Consider the following 14,636-nt stretch of genomic DNA (forward strand, 5'->3'; position numbering starts at 1 on the left):
GACGCGCTGAGCCCCGGCCCCCTCGCCTCCCGGCGACCGGGCCGCGGGGCCCGTGCCGGCAGGTGCCGCGGGGCGGCCCGGTCGCCGGGAGGCGAGGGGGCCGGGGCTCAGCGCGTCAGCGACGCGCGAGGGCGTTCAGCGACGACAACAGCACGCGGCGGTCGACAGGGGTCGACAGGCGCGGGTGCGTGCGGTGGCGGTCGTGTGGCGCATGGTGCGGTGACTGTAGCAACAACCGACCGGGGCGCAGGACGGTGCGTCCGCCATGCGGTCGCCGGGCTGCCGCGTCACTCCGGGTTGCACAGCGCCGCCAGCGTCTGCAGCAGGCCGACGTCGGGCCGCCACGGCTCCAGGTTCCAGCTCGCCTTGTCGGGGGCGCCGATGGTGTGGCAGGTCAGCTGGTCGTGCATGGCGGGTGTCCCGGCCTCCGGCACCTGCGCGACGAGCTGCGACCAGACCGCCTCCTCGCCGGCGCGCCCGCCCGTCCGGGCCCACGTCGCGGGGACGACCGCGAGGCTGCGCCCGCCCTCGTCGTCGCGGTCCGACCACGTGGCGCCGCGCACCGCGGTCGTGGCCACGGTGGCGGCGAGGGTCCCGCCGGGCAGGGGCTCCACGCTGCCGTCGGTGCGCACCGGCACGACGACGGACCAGGCGAGCGTCCCGCCGTCGTCGGCGTCCACCTGCACCCGCAGCCCGGACCCCGTGGCGACCCCGTCCAGGACGGGCGCGGTGACGGCGGCGACCGCGCGGCCGTCGCCGTCCCGCACGAGCGCGGACCCGTCCTCCAGCTCCTCCACCGTCGTGCCCGCGGGCGGGACCACCGTCAGGACGGGGACCACCGAGGCGGTCCCGCCGTCGGACACGGGCAGCGGGGCGGTCAGCACGACCGCGCCGTCCTCGTCGGGCGCGCCCGGGGCCTCCGGGAGCGGCGGCCACACCGCGAGCGTGACGTCGCCGACCGGGACGGCGGTGCCGGCCGCGCGGAGGCCGTCGGGGTCGGTCGGCCTGAGCTGCGCGTCGGTGCTCGCGCTCGGTCCGGCACCCGGCGCCTCGCTCGTCTCGCTCGTCCCGCGGGGTTCGGCGGGACCGGTGCACGCGGCCAGCAGGGCGGTCACCGCGAGGGCGGCGGCGGCGAGCGAGGCGCGCGGGCGGCGGGTCACCCGCCCAGTGTGGCGGACCCGGGCGGGCGCGCGGCGCTCGGGGGGCCGGCGGGTGCGGCGTCCCGCCAGCTGTACCCGGCGCCCCGGAGGGCCTCCGCGAGCACCGCCGCCGGGACGGCGGTGCGGACGCGGGCGAGCTCCGTCCCGTTCGAGGCGAGCAGCACGAGCGCCTTGTCGTCGTGCAGCGCCTCGCGCACGTCGGCCCGCGGGTACGCCCGCCGGCTCGTCCTCTGCGTCACGACGACCTCGTCGCGCGTCACGTCGATCCGCGGCTCCTTCCCCAGGTCGTCGGCCGCGGCCAGCGCCCCGAGCACCGCGCCGCCCGCGACCAGCGCCACGGGGCCCCAGCCGCCCCAGCCGTCCACGACCCGGTCGATCGTCTCGATCGCCCCGCGCCACGGGACGAACGCGAGCGAGAGCAGCCAGTCTCGCGCCAGGTGCAGGAGCAGCCCGGCGACGGCCCCGCCGCCGGCGAGCAGGACGTAGGTGAGCACGACGTCCTGCCGGGGCACCCGGAGCCCGGCGGTGCCCGTCGGCGGGTGCGGTCGCTCGGTCATGCGGCGAGCGTAGGAACGGGCCGGCGGCGGGCACATCCGCCTTTCTGCGGAGCCGGGGTGCCGTGCGGGGGAGGCGCGCGGCGCCGGTAGCCTTGTCCCGTCTGACGACGCCCGCCCCGCCCGGTCGCGCCCGGCGCCTGCACCTGCGCAGGCCGCGGCGCCCGGGCCACCAGCCCGAGGGATTCGATGACCAGCGCGCCCACCTCGCAGCAGCCCGCATCGCCCGGCCAGCCCGCCCCCGACCGGCCCGCCGGGCACGTCTCGGACACGGTCGAGCACGCCGCGGCCACCCCGGAGGCCGCGCAGCCGTTCGCGGAGCTCGGCCTCAAGCCCGACGAGTACCAGCGCATCCGCGACATCCTCGGCCGCCGCCCGACCGCCGCCGAGCTCGCGATGTACTCCGTGATGTGGTCGGAGCACTGCTCCTACAAGTCCAGCAAGAACCACCTGCGGAAGTTCGGCGAGCGGGTCACGCCCGAGATGACCGAGCACCTGCTGGTCGGCATCGGCGAGAACGCCGGCGTGGTCGACATCGGCGACGGCTGGGCCGTGACGTTCAAGGTCGAGTCGCACAACCACCCGTCGTACGTCGAGCCGTACCAGGGCGCGGCGACCGGCGTGGGCGGCATCGTCCGCGACATCATCTCGATGGGCGCGCGCCCCGTGGCCGTCATGGACCAGCTGCGGTTCGGCGCGGTCGACCACCCGGACACCGCCCGCGTCGTGCACGGCGTCGTGTCGGGCGTCGGCGGCTACGGCAACTCCCTCGGCCTGCCGAACATCGGCGGGGAGCTGGTGTTCGACGCCTCCTACCAGGGCAACCCGCTGGTCAACGCGCTGTGCCTCGGCGTGCTGCGGCACGAGGACATCCACCTGGCGAACGCCTCGGGCGTGGGCAACAAGGTCGTCCTGTTCGGCGCGCGCACCGGGGGCGACGGCATCGGCGGCGCCTCGATCCTCGCGTCCGAGACGTTCGACGACACCAAGCCCTCGAAGCGTCCGTCGGTCCAGGTCGGCGACCCGTTCATGGAGAAGGTGCTCATCGAGTGCTGCCTGGAGCTCTACGCGGCCCGGGTGGTCGAGGGCATCCAGGACCTCGGCGCGGCCGGCATCTCCTGCGCGACGTCCGAGCTCGCGTCCAACGGCGACGGCGGCATGCACGTCGACCTCGAGAACGTGCTGCTGCGCGACCCCACCCTGACGGCCGGCGAGATCCTCATGTCGGAGTCGCAGGAGCGGATGATGGCGGTCGTCACGCCGGAGAAGCTCGACGAGTTCCTCGCGATCACGTCGAAGTGGGACGTCGAGACGGCCGTGATCGGCGAGGTCACCGGCACCGGGCGCCTCACCATCGACCACCACGGGCAGCGGATCGTCGACGTCGACCCGCGGACGGTCGCGCACGAGGGCCCGGTGTACGACCGGCCGTACGCGCGGCCCGACTGGCAGGACGTGCTCGTCGCGGACTCCGTGAGCACCCCCGAGGGCGCGTCCCGGTACGCCCGGCCCGCGACCCCGGCGGAGCTCCGCGCGACCGTGCTGGAGCTGCTCGCCTCGCCGAACCTCGCGTCGAAGGCGTGGGTCACCGACCAGTACGACCGGTTCGTGCAGGGCAACACCGCCCTCGCGCAGCCCGACGACTCCGGCGTGGTCCGGGTCGACGAGACGACCGGCCTCGGCGTGGCGCTCGCGACCGACGCGAACGGCCGGTACGCCAAGCTCGACCCGTACACCGGCGCGCAGCTCGCGCTCGCGGAGGCGTACCGCAACGTCGCCGCGTCCGGCGCCCGGCCGCTGGCCGTGACCGACTGCCTGAACTTCGGCAGCCCCGAGGACCCGGCGTCCATGTGGCAGCTGGTCCAGGCGATCGAGGGCCTCGCCGACGGCTGCGCGACGCTGTCGGTGCCCGTCACGGGCGGCAACGTCTCGCTGTACAACGGCACCGGGGAGCCCGGGAAGATCGACTCCGCGATCCACCCGACGCCCGTCGTCGGCGTGCTCGGCGTGATCGACGACGTCGCGGAGGCCACCCCGTCCGGCTGGACCACCGCGGGGCAGTCCGTGTACCTGCTCGGCACGACCCGGCCGGAGCTCGACGGCTCCGCGTGGGCGGACGTCGCGCACCAGCACCTCGGCGGCACCCCGCCGCGGGTCGACCTGGAGGCCGAGCGCCGGCTGGCCGAGGTCCTGGTCCGGGCGTCCCGCGACGACCTGGTCGACGCGGCCCACGACCTGTCGGAGGGCGGCCTGTCCCAGGCGCTCGTCGAGTCCTCGCTGCGCTACGGCGTCGGGGTGCAGGTGGACCTGGCCGCCCTGTGCGAGCGCGACGGCGTCACGCCGTTCGAGGCCCTGTTCTCCGAGTCGACGGCCCGCGCGATCGTGGCGGTGCCGCGCAGCGAGGCGGTCCGGTTCGAGGACCTCTGCACCGCGCAGGGCGTCCCGGCGCTGCGGATCGGCGTCACCGCCGAGACCTGCACCCCGGGCGCGGGCGCGCCGTCGCAGGAGCTCCCGGAGGACCACGTGCACGCCCCGGCGGTCGAGGTCACCGGGCTGTTCACGCTGCCGCTCGCCGAGGCCCGCGCGGCCCACGAGGCCACGCTGCCCCGCTACTTCGGCTGACGCGGGCCCGCGGGGCGGCGGAAATCCGCTCGCCCCGCGGGTCGTGCCGTCCCTAGCGTCGTCCGCATGACGACCGGGACGGTTCCCACCCCCACGGGTCGGGTGGTGCGCGTGGACAAGGGCGCGGTGCTCGTGCTGCCCGCAGAGGGCGGCGAGCCGGTGCGCGTCGCGCTGCCCCGCGGCGGCACGGTGCCGCTGCTCGACCGCGCCGGCGCGCTCGTCGGCACCGTCCCGCCGGCGGTCGGCGACGGCGTCCTGCTCGGCGCCCACCCCGACGGCGCCCCGGCCCTCACCGCGCTGACCGAGCGCCGCACCGCGGTGGTCCGCGACGGGTCCGACCGCACCTCCCACACGCAGGTGCTGGCCGCCAACGTCGACGTCGTGCTGGTGGTCGAGCACCTGGACCCCGATCCCAGCCCCGGCCGGGTGGAGCGGCTGCTGACGCTCGCGTGGCGGTCGGGGGCCCTGCCGGTCGTCGTGCTGACCAAGGCCGACCTGGTGCCCGACCCCGGCGGGATGGCGGACGAGGTGCGTGCCGTCGCGATCGGCGCCGAGGTGCACGCGGTGAGCGTCACGACGGGCACCGGGCTCGAGCCGCTGCGCGCGCTGCTGACGCCGAGCACGACGCTGGTGGTCGTGGGGCCGTCCGGCGCGGGGAAGTCCACCCTGGTCAACGCCCTCGCCGGCGCCGAGGTCATGGCGACGGGCGACCGGCGCTCCGACGGCCGCGGCCGACACACCACGGTGCACCGCGAGCTCGTGCCGCTCGCCGGCGGGGCGTGCCTCATCGACACCCCCGGGCTGCGGGGCGTCGGGCTCGTCGCCGACGCGGAGTCGCTGGGCAGCACGTTCGCGGACGTCACGGAGCTCGCGGCGCGCTGCCGGTTCGGGGACTGCGCGCACCGCTCCGAGCCGGGCTGCGCCGTGCTCGCGGCGGTCGAGGACGGGAGCCTGCCCGCCCGCCGGCTCGACTCCTGGCGGCGGCTGGCCCGGGAGGCGGCCTTCCAGGAGCGGCGCGCGGACGCCCGGCTCGCGGCGTCGGAGCGGGCCCGCGTCCGCCAGGCCACGGCCGCCTACCATCGGATGCAGCGCACGCGCCCCGCCCGCTGAGCGGCGAGAATGGCGGGATGCCACCGCGCCGCCGCACCGACCCCGCGGTCGGCCGGGCCGCCGTCGCCGCCTGGCGCGCCGACCCGACCGACCTCCGCGCCCGCCGCACCGCCGTGCGGTTCACCCTCGAGGAGCTCGCGGACGTCGCGCCCGGGCACACCGTCGAGGTGCGGGTGCCGCCGGACGGGGCCGTGCAGGCCGTCGAGGGCCCGCGGCACACCCGCGGCACCCCGCCCAACGTGGTCGAGACCGACCCGCAGACCTGGCTGGAGCTCGCGACGGGGGAGAGCACCTGGGCCGAGGCCCTCGACGCGGGCAGGGTGCGCGCGTCCGGCGAGCGCGCGGACATCGCCCGCTGGCTGCCGCTGCAGGCGACCCGCGCCCGGGGCTGACGGTCAGCGGGACTGGACCTGCGTGGGGCCGCGCTCCGCGGTCAGGGCGCCGGACGTGGCCGACGCGAGCGCCGCGTCCAGCGCGTCCAGGTGCTGCGGCGGGACCATCAGGGTGAACGTCGCCTGCGCCCCGTAGGCGACGTCCTCGAGGGAGGCGTCGTGCCCGCCCGCCCAGTCGCGCAGCACCCCGTGCAGCCGGCCGGCGTCCGCGTGCGGGGCGTCGACCGTCACCCGCGTCGCCGCGCTGCGCCGCACGAGCCGGGCCAGGTCGAGCGCCTCGGACGTGGCGGTCGAGTACGCCCGGACCAGCCCGCCGGCCCCGAGCAGCACCCCGCCGAAGTACCGGGTGACGACGACCACCAGGTCCGTCAGGTCCCGGCGGCGGAGCACCTCCAGCATCGGGACGCCCGCGGTCCCGGACGGCTCCCCGTCGTCGGTCGAGCGCTGCTGCTCGGCGTGCGGGCCGACGGCGAGCGCGACGCAGTGGTGCCGCGCGTCCCAGTACCGCTTGCGGACCGCGGCGACGACGGCGTCCGCCTCGGCCACCGACGCGACCGGGTGCACGAGGGCCAGGAACCGCGACCGCTTCACCACGAGCTCGTGCTCGACCGGCGCGGCGACGGTGGACGGGTACCGCGGGGCGGACTCGGCAGCGGCTCCCACCCCGCGAGCCTAGGGCCGCCGGTGGTCGCGGACGGCCGGGCGGTGGCGGGCGACCTAGGATCGGCGGGTGGCTGACGCGACCGACACCGGGCGACCCGACGACGAGACAGGCGCGGACCTGCCCGCACAGCCGACCCCGGTGGAGCCGGCTCCCGCGGCGGCGCCGCGGCCCGAGCCGACCGAGGCCGAGCTGGCCCGCGTCGCCGAGCCCGCGCGCGTGCGCCGGGCCCCGAAGGTCGGCGCGTTCATCACGGCGGGCGTCCTGCTCGGGGCGCTGCTCGGGCTGGTCGCCGCGCTCGTCGTGGGGTCGTCGGACGCGCCGTCGGACGGCACCGCGTTCATCAGCATCCTGGAGGGCGAGGGCGCCGTCCGGCTGCTCTCGGCGCTGCTCGGCGCGATCATCGGCGCGTTCGTCGGGGCGGGGCTGGCGGTGCTGGCGGACCGGCGCAGCGTGCGCCGCCGGGACGCCGGCCAGGGCTGACCGCACGCCGCCGGGGGAGCGCCCGCAGAACCCGCCGGCTCGGCCGCGCGCGGGGGCCTGTGTCACCATGGAGTCGTGGCCCCCCGCGGAGACGGACTGCTCAATCACGACCTCTTGCCGAACGAGAAGGGACCCCAGGACGCGTGCGGCGTCTTCGGGGTCTGGGCTCCCGGCGAGGAGGTCGCCAAGCTCACCTACTTCGGGCTCTACGCCCTGCAGCACCGCGGGCAGGAGTCCGCCGGCATCGCGACGTCGAACGGCGAGCAGCTGCTCGTCTACAAGGACATGGGGCTCGTGTCCCAGGTCTTCGACGAGACCGCGCTGAACGCCCTGCACGGGCACATCGCCGTCGGGCACGCGCGCTACTCGACCACCGGTGGCAGCACCTGGGAGAACGCGCAGCCGACGCTCGGCGCGACCGCCGGCGGCACCGTGGCCCTCGCGCACAACGGCAACCTCACCAACACGGCCGAGCTGGTCGACCTGGTCGCGGAGCGGTACGGCGCCCAGCGGCGCGGCGAGCTCGCGCGCGGCAACACCACGGACACCGCGCTGGTGACGGCGCTGTTCGCCGGGGACCCCGACACGACGCTCGAGGAGACCGCGGTCGAGGTGCTGCCGCGGCTGCGCGGCGCCTTCAGCCTGGTGTGGATGGACGAGCACACCCTGTACGCCGCCCGCGACCCGCAGGGCGTGCGCCCGCTGGTGCTGGGCCGCCTCGAGCGCGGCTGGGTCGTCGCGAGCGAGACCCCGGCGCTCGACATCGTCGGCGCGTCGTTCGTCCGCGAGATCGAGCCGGGCGAGCTCGTCGCCATCGACGCGGACGGGCTGCGCACGCGCCGGTTCACCGAGCCGCAGCAGCGCGCCGGGTGCGTCTTCGAGTACGTGTACCTGGCCCGCCCGGACACCACGATCGCCGGCCGCTCCGTGCACGCCGCCCGCGTCGAGATGGGCCGCCGCCTCGCCCACGAGCACCCCGTCGAGGCCGACCTCGTCATCCCCGTGCCGGAGTCGGGCACGCCCGCGGCGGTCGGCTACGCGCAGGCGTCCGGCATCCCGTTCGGGCAGGGCCTGACCAAGAACGCGTACGTCGGGCGCACCTTCATCCAGCCGTCCCAGACGCTGCGCCAGCTCGGCATCCGCCTCAAGCTCAACCCCCTGCGCGAGGTCATCCGCGGCAAGCGGCTGGTCGTCGTGGACGACTCGATCGTCCGCGGCAACACCCAGCGCGCGCTCATCCGGATGCTCCGGGAGGCCGGCGCGGCCGAGGTGCACGTGCGGATCAGCAGCCCGCCGGTGAAGTGGCCGTGCTTCTACGGCATCGACTTCGCGTCCCGCGCCGAGCTCATCGCGAACGGCCTGGCCGTCGAGGAGATCGGGTCCTCGCTGGGCGCCGACTCCCTCGGCTACATCTCCATGGACGCGATGGTCGCCGCCACCGAGCAGCCCGCCGCGCAGCTGTGCACCGCGTGCTTCTCCGGGAAGTACCCCATCGAGCTCCCGCCCGCCGACCGCCTCGGCAAGCACCTGCTGGAGCAGAGCGAGCTCCCGCTGGGCTCCCCGGAGGACGGGCTGGCGACGCTCGTGCCGGGCTCGGGCGGCGGCAACGCGCTGGAGCACCCGTGACCGCGGGCGGGCCGGGTGCCGGCGGCGTCACGTACGCCGCGGCCGGGGTCGACACCGAGGCCGGCGACCGCGCCGTCGAGCTGATGAAGGACGCCGTGCGCGCGACGCACGGGCCGCAGGTGCTGGGCGGGGTCGGCGGGTTCGCCGGGCTGTTCGACGCCTCCGCGCTCGTCGGCTACCGGCGGCCGCTGCTGGCCACCTCGACGGACGGCGTGGGCACGAAGGTCGCGATCGCGCAGGCGATGGACGTGCACGACACCATCGGCTTCGACCTCGTCGGCATGGTCGTCGACGACATCGTGGTCGTGGGCGCCAAGCCCTTGTTCATGACCGACTACATCGCGTGCGGCCGCGTGGTCCCCGAGCGGATCGCGGACGTCGTGCGCGGCATCGCGGCGGCCTGCTCGGTCGCCGGCACCGCGCTGGTGGGCGGCGAGACCGCCGAGCACCCCGGTCTGCTCGGGCCCGACGAGTACGACGTCGCGGGCGCGGCCACCGGTGTGGTCGAGGCCGACGGGCTGCTCGGCCCGGAGCGGGTCCGCGCGGGCGACGTGCTCATCGCGCTCGGCTCGTCCGGGCTGCACTCCAACGGCTACTCCCTGGTCCGCCGCGTGGTCGAGGTCGCGGGCTGGACGCTGGACCGGGACGTGCCGGAGCTCGGCCGGACCCTCGGCGAGGAGCTCCTCGAGCCGACCCGGGTGTACGCGGCCGACTGCCTGGCGCTCGTCGAGCGGGCGGGCGGCGCGGTGCACGCCTTCAGCCACGTCACCGGCGGGGGCCTCGCGGCGAACGTCGCGCGCGTCCTGCCGGGCGGCCTGGTGGCGGACGTGCCCCGGGACTCGTGGACGCTGCCGCCCGTCTTCTCGCTGGTGCAGGCCGCGGGCGGCGTGCCGTGGACGGACCTGGAGCGGACGCTGAACCTGGGCGTCGGCATGGTCGCGATCGTGGACGCCGCCGGCGCCGACGGGGTGCTGCGGCACGCGGCCGAGCTCGGGATGCAGGCCTGGACCCTCGGCGAGGTGCGCGCGCTCGACGCCGAGCGCGACGCGGCCGGGGGACCGGACCTGGTCGCGGGGACCAAGGGCGTGCAGGGCGGCGCGGTCCACCTCAGCGGGGCGTACCGGACGGCTTGAGGGCTCGCGACGGGCGCTGGCCCGTCGGACGGTGAGGTCGTCAGTCGCGCACGAGGTCGTCCCGCAGGACTGACGACCTCGTGCCGTGGTGACGACCTCGGCCTCGACCTCGACCTCGGCCGCGCGGGGCGGGTCGGCGGGCCGGTGGGGTCGGCGGGCCGGGCCGGGCCGGACAGCACTCGGGTCGGCACCGCGGTCCTCGGGGGAGCGCGGTGCCGACCCGGCTGCTTGTGCGTGCCGCGTGCTCAGCGGCTGGCCGGTCTCACGCGGACGACGCGTGTACCGGCCGGGGATTCAGTGCTCGTCCACCCAGCGAGGGTAGTCATCACCCTCGTCGTCGGAGTCCTGGCGGCTGTCGGTGACGAGGTCGTTCCGACGCCCTGTGAGCTCCTGCTCCAAGGCCCGGTAGTTGGTGTCAGGGCTGAAGTACTTCAGCTCCCGCGCCACCTTCGTCTGCTTAGCCTTCTGACGGCCGCGCCCCATGGCATCGACCCCCTCTAACGTGGAAGCGGGGCGGCTCCGTGCTCACACGTGCGGCCCCGGGGTGCTGAATCGTCTGTTCGTGTCGCAACGGTACATGGTCCCGCGGCATTCCGACCACTCGCCGCCGGAGTGACGCCGCTCGCACGCCGGCGGCCGCCCGGCGCGGGTGCGACGGGGCCCGCGCGGCACCGGGACCGGCACCCGCGCGACGTGCCGCGGGGCGCCGCGGGGAGGGTACGGAGGCCGACGGCGACCCCGCGAGGCCCGCCGGGCGGTGCCGTCCTGTGATGTTCGCCACCGGCTGACAGGGTGAGGGCGCCGCGACGGACGGGTGTCGTCCTTCACCCGCGATCACCCGACCGGCGTGGTCTCGCGGGCGAAGTCCGTGGTCGCGGCGTCGCCCCGGCGCCCAGTCACAGCGGCCCGGACACGTTCGGGTGACCGTGCCCCGCCTGGCGACCCCCCGTTCGGCCCAGCGTGCCGACGCGCAGTCATGTCCACTTCGACCTAGAGTGTCCCAATAGTTACCGCTTGTCCGGAGATGGGACGTTGGTACTAGTTGCGAGAGTTCGATCGTGACAGAGTCGTCGCGGTGGGGGCGCTAGGGGGTCAGAGCGTGTTGAGGTCGCCGTCGCAGAGGTGCCCGGGCGTGGCCCGGGCACTGGTACCGAGGACGGCCCTGTTCCAGACAGATCCGACGGCGGGCCCGCGGGCCGGCCGTCACCGCCAGGACAGCACCCCGGAGGTCTGACGTGTCCGCCCCGCACACCGAGAACGAGATCCTGCTCACCCCGTCCGAGGTCGCGACCCTGTTCCGGGTCGATCCCAAGACCGTGACCCGGTGGGCCAAGTCCGGCAAGCTCTCGTCGATCCGCACGCTGGGCGGTCACCGCCGGTACCGGGAGACCGAGGTGCGCGAGCTCCTCGGCGGCATCCCCGGTCAGCGCGACGACTCCTGACGCCGGACCGCTGACGCCGGTGCGCCGGCACCGACCGCGCCCGCACCGAGCGCGCCGGCGCTGACGCCCTCGACCTGACCGCGCAGCGCTGGCGCTCCCACCGCCGTGTCCGAGGACCGCCAGAATGGGGGTCCGCGACGGACGAGGGTGAGGCGGTGAGCACCACGAACCCGCAGGACGACCTGCCCACCTGGATCGACCGTGCCGTCGCCTACCGCGCGGTGAGCGGCAGGGACCCGCGCTACGACGGCCGCCTGTACCTCGGCGTGACGTCGACCGGCGTGTACTGCCGGCCCTCCTGCCCGGCGCGCACCCCCCGGCAGGAGAACTGCCGCTACTACCGGTCCGCCGCCGCCGCGGTCGCCGCCGGGTTCCGCGCGTGCCGCCGCTGCCGCCCGGACGCGCTGCCCGGCAGCCGGGAGTGGGACGCGCGCGCCGACCTCGCGGCCCAGGCGCTGCGTGCGATCGCGCTCGGCGTGGTGGACGAGGTCGGGGTCGACGGGCTCGCCGCCCGGCTGCACGTCAGCTCGCGCCACCTCCAGCGCGTCGTGGTCGCCGAGATGGGCGCCGGGCCCGCGCAGATCGCCCGCAGCCGCCGGGCGCAGCTGGCCCGGCACCTGCTCGACGAGACCGCGCTGCCGATGGCCGACGTCGCCTTCGCCGCCGGGTTCGCGAGCGTCCGGCAGTTCAACGACGTCATGCGCGCGACCTTCGGCGCCGCTCCCCGGGACCTGCGGCGCCGGCGTCGTGCCGGTGCGGCCGGGACGGCTGCCGCGACGTCCCCGCCCACGGGCACCCGGGTGCACGCGAGCACGGCGCCCGGCGACGACGGTGACGCACTCGCCGCCGCCCGGCCACCGGTCGACCGCGCACGCCTCGCCCTGCACCTGCGGCACCGCCCGCCGTTCGACGCCGCCGCGTGGTTCGCGCACGTCGAGCGCCGCGCCGTCGCCGGGCTGGAGGTCGCCGAGGCGTCGGCCACGGAGTACCGGGTGCGCCGCCTGGTGCCCGCGCCCCACGGACCGGCCGGGGTGACGGTGCGGCTCGCGCGGGACGGCGCGCGGGTGGACGTCGAGCTCGAGCTGGGCTCGCTCGCGGACCTCGCCCCGACCGTCGCCCGCGTCCGCCGCTGGCTCGACCTGGACGCCGACCCCGCGCTGGTCGACGCCGCGCTGGCGGAGGACCCGGACCTGGCGCCGCTCGTCGCCCGGCGGCCCGGGCTCCGGGTGCCGGGCACGGTCGACGGGTACGAGCTCGCGGTGCGCGCGGTGCTCGGCCAGCAGGTGTCCGTGGAGGCGGCACGCACCCTGACCGCCCGGCTGGTCGCCGCCCACGGGGCGCCGGGGACGGACGGCGCCGACGCGCTGCGGGCGTTCCCGCGCCCGGACGTGCTGGCCGCGGTGGGTGTCGACGGCGTCCGGGCGCTCGGCCTGACCGGCTCCCGCGCGACCACGGTGGTCGCGGTGGCGCGTGCCGCAGCGGACGGTCTGCTGCTCGACCCCGCGGCGGACCGGGACCGGACCCGCGCGCAGCTGCTGGCCCTGCCGGGCGTCGGGCCGTGGACGGCCGAGTACGTCGCGCTCCGGGCGCTCGGCGACCCGGACGCGTTCCCCGACGGCGACCTGGTCCTGCGTCGTGCCGTCGGCCGGTACGCGCCGACCCCCGGCCGCGAGGAGGCGCCGGCCGCGCGCGCGGTGCGGGACCGGTCGCAGCAGTGGCGGCCGTGGCGCGGGTACGCCGCGCAGCACCTGTGGACGGCGATGGCGGCCGACGCCGGGGAGCCTGCGGCGCGGCCGTCCGCACCAGCAGCGGCACCTGGACCCGCACCCGCAGCGGAAGTGGCTCCGGCACCGGCAGCGGCAGCGGCGCGATGACGGCGCGCCGGCCCGCCGGCCCGGGGGTGCGCGGCGGCACCGCGATGTCCGCGGACCGCCAGATCCGCGCTGCGGGGGCGGCGCATGATGGAGCCATGGCCCTCGACGGATCCACCCTGACGCTCCCGGCCCCTGCCGCCGCCCCTGCGACCCCTGCCGCCGCTGCCACCCCCGTGGCCTCTGCCACCCCCGTGGCCCCTGCCGCCGCTGCGGCCGCCGCCGGTGCGGTCGCGGCGGAGCCGCTGCTCGCGGTCGCGCTGCCCACGCCGGCGGGGGAGCTCGCCGTGCTGCTCACCCCGGAGGGCGTCGTCCGGGCGGCGGGGTTCGCCCCCGTCGCGGCGATGGTCGCGCGCCTCCCGCTGGCGCTGAGCACGCGGGGGCACGAGTTGCTGCCGGCCGATGCCCTGGCCGGTCGCGGGGCCGGTCCGGCGGCCGTGGCGGACGCCGTCGCACGGTACGCGGACGGGGACGTCGCGGCGCTCGACGGCGTGCCGGTCGAGCAGCCCGGCGGGCCGTTCCAGCAGCGCGCGTGGCTCGCGATGCGCGCCATCGCCCCGGGCGGCACGGTGACGTACGCCGAGCTCGCGCTCGCCGCCGGGAGCCCCACGGCGGTCCGCGCCGCCGGGTCGGCCTGCGCGCGGAACCTCGTCGCCCCGTTCGTGCCGTGCCACCGGGTGCTGCGCTCCGGCGGGGCGCTGGGCGGGTACTACTACGGGCTGGACGTGAAGCGGGCGCTGCTGGCGCACGAGTCGCGCGCCTGACGCCCGGGTCGACGACCAGGCCGGGCACCCGGCCGACGACCCGGCCGGCCGGTCCCCTGCGGGACCGGTCGGCCGTGCGGCGTCACCGCCGGACGATCAGCAGCACGACGAGCGCGAGCGCGCCCACGCCCGAGGCGAGCACCGCGCGGGAGCGGTTCCGGTTCGCCGGGTCCGCGCCGGGGTCGGTGCCGACGGCGTCGCGCCACACCTTGCGCGCGTTCTCCTTGGCGTCCGCGATCTGCCGCTTCGGGGCCAGCCGGGCGGCGAGCTCGTCCGCGGTGCCGGCGAGCTCGGCGCGGGTGAGCGTCACCTCGGCCTCCAGGTCGCTGATGGACGGCGTGCTGGTGGTGTCGCTCATCGGTGCAGACCCTCCTTGACGGACCGGGACACGGTGTCGGCGTCCTGCTTCAGCCCCGCGATCGCCTTCTCCGGCGTCGGCGGGGTGCCCTTCTTCAGGCTCTTGATCCCGATCAGCGCGAGCACGGCCGTGACGACCGCGAGCAGCACCAGGACGATCAGCGCGGCCAGCCACGGCGGCATCGCCTCGCTGAGCGCCAGGATCACGGTGGTCACCAGGACCGCGAACGTGAAGAAGCCGAAGAACGCGGCGCCCGCCAGCAGGCCGGCCCCGATGCCGGCGGCCTTGGCCTTCTGGGCCAGCTCCGCCTTGGCCAGGTCGATCTCGGCGCGGACGAGCCGGGCGGCCTGCTCGCTCAGCCGGCTGATCAGCTGGCCGATCGACTGCTGGTCCGGCCCGGAGCCGCGGCCCCATGTCGTCGTCATCCGGTGCTCCTTCGTGGGCGGGAGGCGTTCGGAGC

Annotated in this window: 15 protein-coding genes; 9 read left to right on the plus strand and 6 right to left on the minus strand. The window is 76.8% G+C overall.

The features are described from left to right. Positions 1 to 287: 287 nt before the first annotated feature. Positions 288 to 1,160, minus strand: coding sequence for a DUF2599 domain-containing protein (locus KJP73_RS09985; protein WP_213282710.1), 873 nt, complete (start codon positions 1,158 to 1,160; stop codon positions 288 to 290). Then, positions 1,157 to 1,717 (minus strand): YqeB family protein, encoded by a 561-nt coding sequence (locus KJP73_RS09990; RefSeq protein WP_213282711.1) that lies wholly within the window; start codon positions 1,715 to 1,717, stop codon positions 1,157 to 1,159. Before KJP73_RS09990 ends, KJP73_RS09985 begins: the two co-directional genes overlap by 4 nt. Positions 1,718 to 1,903: 186 nt before the next feature. Between KJP73_RS09990 and purL the strand changes: the two genes are divergently transcribed. The 3 genes from purL (at position 1,904) to KJP73_RS10005 (ending at position 5,838) form a co-directional block, all read left to right on the plus strand. After that, a complete protein-coding gene (gene purL, locus KJP73_RS09995; protein ID WP_213282712.1) occupies positions 1,904 to 4,336 on the plus strand; it encodes a phosphoribosylformylglycinamidine synthase subunit PurL in 2,433 nt (810 codons plus the stop codon). 66 nt (positions 4,337 to 4,402) lie between these two features. Further along, entirely contained in the window at positions 4,403 to 5,446 is a 1,044-nt protein-coding gene (rsgA, locus tag KJP73_RS10000; protein WP_213282713.1) for a ribosome small subunit-dependent GTPase A, read from the plus strand. Positions 5,447 to 5,463: 17 nt separating this feature from the next. Then, the gene (locus KJP73_RS10005; protein ID WP_213282714.1) at positions 5,464 to 5,838 is read left to right on the plus strand and encodes a sterol carrier family protein; all 375 of its coding nucleotides are present in this window, start codon (positions 5,464 to 5,466) and stop codon (positions 5,836 to 5,838) included. A gap of 3 nt (positions 5,839 to 5,841) precedes the next feature. Here the strand turns inward: KJP73_RS10005 and KJP73_RS10010 are convergent, their stop codons facing one another. Continuing rightward, a complete protein-coding gene (locus tag KJP73_RS10010; protein WP_213282715.1) occupies positions 5,842 to 6,501 on the minus strand; it encodes an IMPACT family protein in 660 nt (219 codons plus the stop codon). Between the two features lie 67 nt (positions 6,502 to 6,568). Between KJP73_RS10010 and KJP73_RS10015 the strand changes: the two genes are divergently transcribed. From KJP73_RS10015 to purM, 3 genes are all read left to right on the plus strand, one after another. After that, on the plus strand, positions 6,569 to 6,982 hold the full coding sequence (locus KJP73_RS10015; protein WP_249669279.1) for a histidine kinase: 414 nt from the start codon (positions 6,569 to 6,571) through the stop codon (positions 6,980 to 6,982). 75 nt (positions 6,983 to 7,057) lie between these two features. Further along, entirely contained in the window at positions 7,058 to 8,608 is a 1,551-nt protein-coding gene (gene purF, locus KJP73_RS10020) for an amidophosphoribosyltransferase (RefSeq protein ID WP_213282716.1), read from the plus strand. Continuing rightward, entirely contained in the window at positions 8,605 to 9,741 is a 1,137-nt protein-coding gene (gene purM / locus KJP73_RS10025) for a phosphoribosylformylglycinamidine cyclo-ligase (protein ID WP_213282717.1), read from the plus strand. Before purF ends, purM begins: the two co-directional genes overlap by 4 nt. Before the next feature lie 294 nt (positions 9,742 to 10,035). On the opposite strand, the gene KJP73_RS10030 is transcribed toward purM, so the two are convergent. After that, a complete protein-coding gene (locus KJP73_RS10030) occupies positions 10,036 to 10,224 on the minus strand; it encodes a DUF3073 domain-containing protein (protein WP_213282718.1) in 189 nt (62 codons plus the stop codon). Positions 10,225 to 10,976: 752 nt separating this feature from the next. Between KJP73_RS10030 and KJP73_RS10035 the strand changes: the two genes are divergently transcribed. The 3 genes from KJP73_RS10035 to KJP73_RS19260 all read left to right on the plus strand — a co-directional run bounded on the left by KJP73_RS10035 (position 10,977) and on the right by KJP73_RS19260 (position 13,818). Then, positions 10,977 to 11,183, plus strand: coding sequence for a BldC family transcriptional regulator (locus tag KJP73_RS10035; RefSeq protein ID WP_213282719.1), 207 nt, complete (start codon positions 10,977 to 10,979; stop codon positions 11,181 to 11,183). 155 nt (positions 11,184 to 11,338) lie between these two features. Next, positions 11,339 to 13,057 (plus strand): DNA-3-methyladenine glycosylase 2 family protein, encoded by a 1,719-nt coding sequence (locus tag KJP73_RS10040; protein WP_249669280.1) that lies wholly within the window; start codon positions 11,339 to 11,341, stop codon positions 13,055 to 13,057. Between the two features lie 95 nt (positions 13,058 to 13,152). Next, positions 13,153 to 13,818, plus strand: a complete 666-nt coding sequence (locus KJP73_RS19260; protein ID WP_249669281.1) for a methylated-DNA--[protein]-cysteine S-methyltransferase — start codon at positions 13,153 to 13,155, stop codon at positions 13,816 to 13,818. Positions 13,819 to 13,900: 82 nt separating this feature from the next. On the opposite strand, the gene KJP73_RS10050 is transcribed toward KJP73_RS19260, so the two are convergent. Then, on the minus strand, positions 13,901 to 14,176 hold the full coding sequence (locus tag KJP73_RS10050; RefSeq protein ID WP_213282720.1) for a DUF3618 domain-containing protein: 276 nt from the start codon (positions 14,174 to 14,176) through the stop codon (positions 13,901 to 13,903). Continuing rightward, positions 14,173 to 14,601 carry a phage holin family protein gene (locus tag KJP73_RS10055; RefSeq protein WP_213282721.1) on the minus strand — a complete coding sequence of 143 codons (429 nt, stop codon included), beginning with the start codon at positions 14,599 to 14,601 and terminating at the stop codon, positions 14,173 to 14,175. The genes KJP73_RS10050 and KJP73_RS10055 overlap by 4 nt, the downstream gene beginning before the upstream one ends. Between the last annotated feature and the right edge of the window lie 35 nt (positions 14,602 to 14,636).

It is taken from the genome of Cellulomonas hominis, from assembly GCF_901521055.1.
Taxonomy (GTDB): Bacteria; Actinomycetota; Actinomycetes; order Actinomycetales; family Cellulomonadaceae; genus Cellulomonas; species Cellulomonas endometrii.